The organism is Mycoplasma todarodis (genome assembly GCF_004335995.1).
GTDB classification, from domain to species: domain Bacteria; phylum Bacillota_I; class Bacilli_A; order Mycoplasmatales; family Metamycoplasmataceae; genus Mycoplasma_K; species Mycoplasma_K todarodis.
In genome coordinates this window covers 1-6496 of the sequence record NZ_PSZP01000050.1, presented here as the reverse complement: position 1 = coordinate 6496, position 6496 = coordinate 1, and the positions used below count along the sequence as shown (strand labels likewise).

Below are 6496 nucleotides of genomic sequence, written 5' to 3'. Positions count from 1 at the left end.
GAAAAGAACTTAACTCAGAAATCAATGAAGCACTTATCGTTGAGTACTACTCAAAATAATAAGAAAATTCATAATAACCTTCGGGTTATTTTTTCTTTGCTCTTTTTTTATAAATAAAAAAACAATCCACTATTAAAGTAGATTATTTTCTGATTGCTAAGAAGTAATTCTTTTTACCTCTTTTAATGATTGCTAATTTATCATCAAATGCTGATGGAATAACTTCTTCTTCAGAAGTAACTTTAACTCCATTAATTGTTATCGCACCATTCTTGATAAATTCTCTAGCTTCTCTATTTGAAGATACAGCTTTTGAATCAACAAGTAATTCAACGATTGTTTGTGAAGACACTTCTTCTGTTGGCAATGATCCATTTAGTTGCATAACTTCTTCGTTTGATAATTCTGCAATATTAGATTTACCGAATAATGATTCAGAAATTTTAAGTGCACTTTCAAAATCTTCTTTTGAATGAATGTCTGTAATTATTTCTTGCGCTAATGTTTTTTGTGCTTCTCTTTTATAAGGTGCTTCATTATGGTTGTCCATAATTGTAGCAATTTCTTCCATAGAGAATCTTGTTAGTCATGATAATAACTTTTGCACATCTTCATCGGAAGAATTAATTAGATATTGGTATAGCTTGTATGGTGAACACATTTCTTTTGAAATTCATAATGCTCCACCTCCTGTTGATTTACCAAATTTCTTACCATCTGAACCTGTGAGAAGATTTGTAGTCATACCAACGGCAAGATTTTTATCACCAACAGTTTTTCTGATAATTTCAATACCTGAAGTTATATTCCCTCATTGATCTGATCCACCAATTTGAACCATAACATTATGGTCGTCATATAATTTTTTGAAGTCTCATCCTTGAATTAATTGATATGAGAATTCTGTGAATGAAATACCTGCATCAATTCTTGATTTAACAACATCTTTAGCAAGCATGTAATTAATGTTTAGTAATTTACCTGCATCTCTTAAGAATTCTAAAATATTCATATCTTTATAGAATTCGAAGTTATCAATAACTTCTAGCCCAAATGACTCAAGTTGTTTTCTGATCGCATTTTTATTTCTAAGTAAATCTTCTTTTGATAATAGATTTCTTTCTTCTGATCTTCCAGAAGGATCCCCAATCATTCCTGTAGCTCCCCCAAGAACGGCTACTGGTTTTATTCCGTATTTTTCGAATCTTTTAAGAATTGAAATTTGAACATAATTACCTAGGTGTAATGAGTCAGCAGTTGGATCGAATCCAATGTAAACTCTTGCATCTTTTGGTAATTTAGCAAGTTTCTCTTCATTTGTAATATCTTTTAAGATTCCTCTTTGTTTTAGTTCGTTAATTAATTTCATATATTAATTGTATAAAAAAAATAGTCTATTAAGACTATTAATCACATTTATTATTTTTCCGCTTTTCTAAGTTTAGAAATAATTTCTGATTTTTTATCTCTTGAATTTAAAGATACTTTTAATTTTTTAGCTTCTTCTTTTAATTCAGCCACTGTCATCTCATCATAATTATCTTGATAATGTTCAGCGGTTTCGATTTGTGTTCTGATATCTCTAATTTTTTTAGAGGCAACTTTAATTGCTTCTTCAGTTGCATCCCCAACTTTTTTCGCATCAACTTTCGCTATTGTTTTTTTAACTTCATTAACTTTCATTTCAACGTTACTTCTAATTTCATCAGATTTAATTGATTCAGCTCCTGTTAGGGCTGCTTCAAGTTTCTTGAATATATCATTAACTATTGGAGATAAATTATCCATTTGTTCTTTAAGTTTTTTACGGTTTTCTTCACCCTCTTCAGATTGTAGGTGTACACCTATCGCTGTTGCACCTATTAAAAATAGTAATGTACTAACTTTCATTATTTACCTCCCTTTTTACCTTCAGTTTCACCTGTTGCAAGATCTTTTAATCTTTCAGCTATGGCATAAATAGTATCTCTATTTCTTGAAGTTAGTTTAATCGCAGATTTAACATTCTTCTTAGCCACAACTTCAAATGCATCAAGGTAATTTGCTGTTTTTGAAATTGTTTCAACTGTTGAATTTAACATTTCTGATTTATATGTTAAATCTTCAATTAAATAATCAACTTTTTTATAAGTAATTGACATTCTCCTAAAAGCAGTTATTGCATATAGTATTGCGAATATTAATAACACTGTTGCTATGATTGCAATTATTACTAGGACAGATGTTGCTATTGACATATATCTATACCTCCCATTTCTTTAATTTTATAAAACGAATTCTTCGCCTGCATTTTGTTTAGTAACTACATAAGCGTCACCATGAGTTTTCTCTAATCCAAGAGTTTCTCCACCACACAACATTCCTTCTGAAGCTACTCCCATAACCTTTGCTGGTTTGATCATTGTTCCTGAAGGTAAAATTGCTCCAAGTTTTGCTACAACAATTTTTACGCCTTCAACAGAGTTTGTAGTATTTGTAACAATAGTTAACTCTTTGTGAGCCATAACTTTTAACACTGCTAACTTTTCTGCTCTTGGATGAGGTTTTCTTTCTAAGATTTCTCCTACAACCAACATTGAACTTGTATTCAATTCTGAAAGATCAAGACCTAATTGTTCTTTCATTTTTTCAATCATCTCTTTTGTGATTGAGTGTGCTCCCTCTTTAAGTTCTAATAAAGATGATGCATTTTGTATGTTAACCCCAACGATTTCGTTTTCTTCCTTAATTAGTGTGAAACCATCATGTTGTTCAACATTTATTTTTTCTTTGTCCGAATCTTTTAATCAAATAACTGCTTGATCTTGTAAAGATGTTTTATTTCAATATATTAAAGCCATATATTTATTATATATGAATGAAAAAATAGTTGTAAGAATAAAGTTAATTAAAATGCATTTAGCCTTTCGAATGTTATAATGTGATTATGAAATTAGGAATAATAGTAGATTCGTCTTCAGGTCTTTCAAAAAAAGAAGCTGAAGATAGGGGATGAGGTTTTATCCCTTTACACATTTTTTTAGATAAAGTCGATTATGCAGATGGAATAGATATTACAACACAAGGTGTTTATGATAAATTAACACTTGAAACAGAAGTTAGAACTTCAGCTTCTTCACCTAGTGAAGTGATGGATGAATTCCAAAGAATGTCAGAAGCATTCGATCATGTAATTGTTTATCCATTATCTTCAGAATTATCAAGCCAAACAAATAACCTAAAAATGTTTTCAAAGGAATATGAGAATATCCATGTTATTGAATCACACGGTCTAGGAAAAGTAAACACAACACAATGTGAAAAAGCGGAAAAATTAGCTCAATCAGGTGCTGATATTGAAGAAATCTTAGAAACTTTACACAAAACAAGAGATGATTACTTCTCATTATTATTACCCCATTCACTTGACTGATTAGTTAAAGGTGGTAGAGTTGGTTCAAAAGTAGCTTCAATGGCTTCAATGTTAAAAATCGTACCAATGATTTCTTTTGAAAGTGGAAAACTTGATAAATATGGAAAAGGAAGAACTTTCCATAAAACAGTTATCAAAGCCACAAAAGACGTTTTAAGCAAATTCAAAAAAGATGATTGTGATTTATTCATATATAACGTAGGGAATCAAGACATAGAAGAACATTTAAAGCGTATTGAAGCAGAGATTGGTAAGAAACCAATCGAAATACTTCTTCCTTCAGCAATCGCTTTACATGTTGGATTAGAAGCTATTGGTATTATGGCATTAAAAAAATAGGGAATCATCCTGACAGGACTTGAACCCACAACATGCCGGGTTGAAGCCGGCTGTTCTACCAATTGAACTACACCCCTACGTGTAATGCTAAATAATTATAAAATAAAAAAGACTTATTTTGTCCTTTAATTTAATTTTTTTATAAAATGGTTATAAAAAAAGGTTGCTATTTAGCAACTTTTTCTAATTCTTTGATTATCTCTCCAACAGTTTTTTCTTTAAGTGAAGTAATTACCTCTTCACTTAATTCTCCACCGATTTTTTCTTCAGCTTCGATAACTAGATCCATTAAGTCTAATGAGTCAATTCCTAAATCAGAAACTTTTGTTTCTTCATTAACTTTGATCTTTGTGTTTTTAGATAATGTTTTAATAATTTCTTGTTTAATATTCATGAAACAATTATACCAAACTTAAAACTTCAATTTCATTTTATATATTTTAGTTTCTTTAATCTCTCCGTCAATTACTCAAGAGAATTTTATTTCTACATTAGTTCTATCGTCATATGCTATTTCAACTTTAATTTTTCCTTCAGAAGTACCAATTCTCATAAAAACCAATTTGATAAACTTAGCAATCATTTGATCGCTTATAACAGGTATATTTCTAACCATTACTATTTCATCGTAAACTTCATCAAATGTAATTGATGGAAATATAGTTCCACTTTGATTAGGTTTATAAATGTGTGTCGCTTCCTTTGTTTCATTACTAGTTCTTTCCTGTGATGGAACTTTATTTTTGGTGATTAAGTAATATGTTGCAATAGATGATGAAGCAATCACAACCGGAGAACTCAATAATAATATTTTGAATACTTTATTCATCACTTATCTTTTCTAATGACTCTAGTGATAAGTCATTTAAAATAATGTTTTCAAAGGAATTTTTATTGAAAACAAAGGTTTTCCTAATTTTTGAAGACAAATATTTTGGAGTTTTGATTTCTAATGAAACATCCCCTTCGCGGACATCAAGAATTTTTTCTTTGAAGTTATATTGTCTATATATCTTGAGTTTTTTATAAGCTACATTAGGTTCTAATGTTAAAAAAGTTTTTAATTTTCCACTTTCATTAAGAGGATAAACATAACCTTTAACTGCTTGATCCCCAGGTTCAATTACAGTCTTCTTTTTTTCAAAATCATAATATGAATAATTTTTTATAGAAATGCTACCTAGATAACTTCCTCAACTATCTTCGGTATCGATTCATGTTTCCATTTTTGTATTCTTATATGCTTTCAATCCCTCTATATTGCCACCATGGAAATTAACATCTTTTTCAATAGATGTATCATTAGATCATTTGGAATAGAATTTTTGATCTTTTTTAAATTGACTAGAACTTACTTCAGATTCTGAATTTGAATTGTAAGGATCATCATCAACAGAATCGTTGTAAGAATATATATCATAAATATCTTTAATGACTCTACGTTTCAAGGGAAGTGGTTTCAAAATAAAGTGATTATATGTTTTCCAATGTGTTGCAGAAAAACTGTTATCAACTTCACTGAATGAATAAACAAAATTCGCATCATTAACACTCTCCAAATCAATTGGTCTATTTTGCACACTAACTGTTTTCCTTTCGGTGTTTTTGTGTGAACGAAAATTTATCTTAAAACTTACCATCTGGTCTGGTTTTTCCTCCTTCGAAGCTACGATTACAATCGAGGAAAGTTTTTGCATTTCACTAGAGAAACCTGTTAGTCCACTATCTGGATTGATCGCATATTCATCTTCATCAGTTTCAAGGAATTCTAACTCTTTTCAAGAATATGGTTTTCCATTTAAAACAATATAAGTAAAATCATAATCAGATCCGCTTTTAAAATATTTCATAGAGATAGAAAATAAATTAGATCTTAGATGTCTCTTGATGGATAAAAATACCTTAAATCCATATGTATTGTTTCCTTCGTGAAAGTCATCAAATGTTTGTGTATGTTTTATTCCTGAATCACTTTTGAAACTAGCACTAGTAGAAAAATTCATTTCTTCTTTTTCTTCCACAATACTTCTCGGTATATTTTGTGGTGGTTTGTTTAAAACTACTGGTATCATATACTCTCCCTTCATATTTATATGTAATAAATTTAAAGGTTTTTAAAATATCAATATGCTATTTTGTTTATGAGTTTAAATGAAATAAAAAACAACCTCTAAGGGTTATTTTTCAGTTTCTTTAACATCACCTTTGATTGGTCCATCTTCTTCTGGTGCACCAGCTTGTGCTTGTTTCATTTGGTCTGCAAATGCTTTAGCTTGAGCTTCAACTTCATCTAGTTTTGTTTTTAACTCATCTAGTTTGTTTTCTTTTAGTAATGTTTTGAATTCTTCGATTTGTTTTTCAGTTTCTTCTTTTTGTTTAGCATCGATTTTGTCACCTTGTTGTGCAAGACCTGATTCTAATTGGTTGATTAATGCTTCTGCACGGTTACGTGTTTCAGCTTCTTCTTTACGTTTTTCATCAGCTTCTTTGTTAGCTTCAGCTTCTTTAACCATTCTTTCGATTTCTTCTTCTGATAGTGATGAAGAGTTTTCGATTGTTATAGTTTGAGCTTTCTCAGTTTTTTTGTCTTTAGCAGTTACTTTTGTAATACCATTAGCATCAATTGAGAATGAAACTTCGATTTGTGGAACACCACGAGGTGCTGGTTCGATACCTGAAAGGTTGAATTGACCTAGACGTTTATTATCGTTAGCCATTGGTCTTTCACCTTGAACAACTGAAATT

At 30.0% G+C, this 6496-nt stretch carries 9 protein-coding genes; 1 reads left to right on the top strand and 8 read right to left on the bottom strand.

What is annotated here, in order from left to right:
* Positions 1 to 142: 142 nt before the first annotated feature.
* Genes tyrS through tapR form a run of 4 tightly spaced genes read right to left on the bottom strand, consistent with a single transcriptional unit; the run spans position 143 to position 2840 of the window.
* Positions 143 to 1369 (bottom strand): tyrosine--tRNA ligase, encoded by a 1227-nt coding sequence (gene tyrS / locus C4B25_RS04325; RefSeq protein ID WP_131613885.1) that lies wholly within the window; start codon positions 1367 to 1369, stop codon positions 143 to 145.
* A gap of 50 nt (positions 1370 to 1419) precedes the next feature.
* Positions 1420 to 1890 (bottom strand): hypothetical protein, encoded by a 471-nt coding sequence (locus tag C4B25_RS04320; RefSeq protein ID WP_131613883.1) that lies wholly within the window; start codon positions 1888 to 1890, stop codon positions 1420 to 1422.
* Positions 1890 to 2237 (bottom strand): hypothetical protein, encoded by a 348-nt coding sequence (locus C4B25_RS04315; RefSeq protein WP_131613882.1) that lies wholly within the window; start codon positions 2235 to 2237, stop codon positions 1890 to 1892. The genes C4B25_RS04320 and C4B25_RS04315 overlap by 1 nt, the downstream gene beginning before the upstream one ends.
* A 27-nt stretch (positions 2238 to 2264) precedes the next feature.
* Positions 2265 to 2840 carry a TyrS-associated PheT N-terminal domain-related protein TapR gene (gene tapR / locus C4B25_RS04310; protein WP_131613879.1) on the bottom strand — a complete coding sequence of 192 codons (576 nt, stop codon included), beginning with the start codon at positions 2838 to 2840 and terminating at the stop codon, positions 2265 to 2267.
* Between the two features lie 86 nt (positions 2841 to 2926).
* Between tapR and C4B25_RS04305 the strand changes: the two genes are divergently transcribed.
* Positions 2927 to 3751 (top strand): DegV family protein, encoded by an 825-nt coding sequence (locus tag C4B25_RS04305; RefSeq protein ID WP_131613878.1) that lies wholly within the window; start codon positions 2927 to 2929, stop codon positions 3749 to 3751.
* 166 nt (positions 3752 to 3917) lie between these two features.
* Here the strand turns inward: C4B25_RS04305 and C4B25_RS04300 are convergent, their stop codons facing one another.
* The 4 genes from C4B25_RS04300 to C4B25_RS04285 form a co-directional block, all read right to left on the bottom strand.
* A complete protein-coding gene (locus C4B25_RS04300; RefSeq protein WP_131613876.1) occupies positions 3918 to 4145 on the bottom strand; it encodes an acyl carrier protein in 228 nt (75 codons plus the stop codon).
* A gap of 18 nt (positions 4146 to 4163) precedes the next feature.
* Positions 4164 to 4580, bottom strand: a complete 417-nt coding sequence (locus C4B25_RS04295; protein WP_131613874.1) for an MHO_1590 family protein — start codon at positions 4578 to 4580, stop codon at positions 4164 to 4166.
* On the bottom strand, positions 4573 to 5823 hold the full coding sequence (locus C4B25_RS04290; RefSeq protein WP_131613872.1) for an MHO_1580 family protein: 1251 nt from the start codon (positions 5821 to 5823) through the stop codon (positions 4573 to 4575). Before C4B25_RS04290 ends, C4B25_RS04295 begins: the two co-directional genes overlap by 8 nt.
* Before the next feature lie 105 nt (positions 5824 to 5928).
* Positions 5929 to 6496 (bottom strand): Hsp70 family protein (locus C4B25_RS04285; RefSeq protein WP_168380705.1); only part of this gene is annotated, 568 nt, incomplete at its 5' end.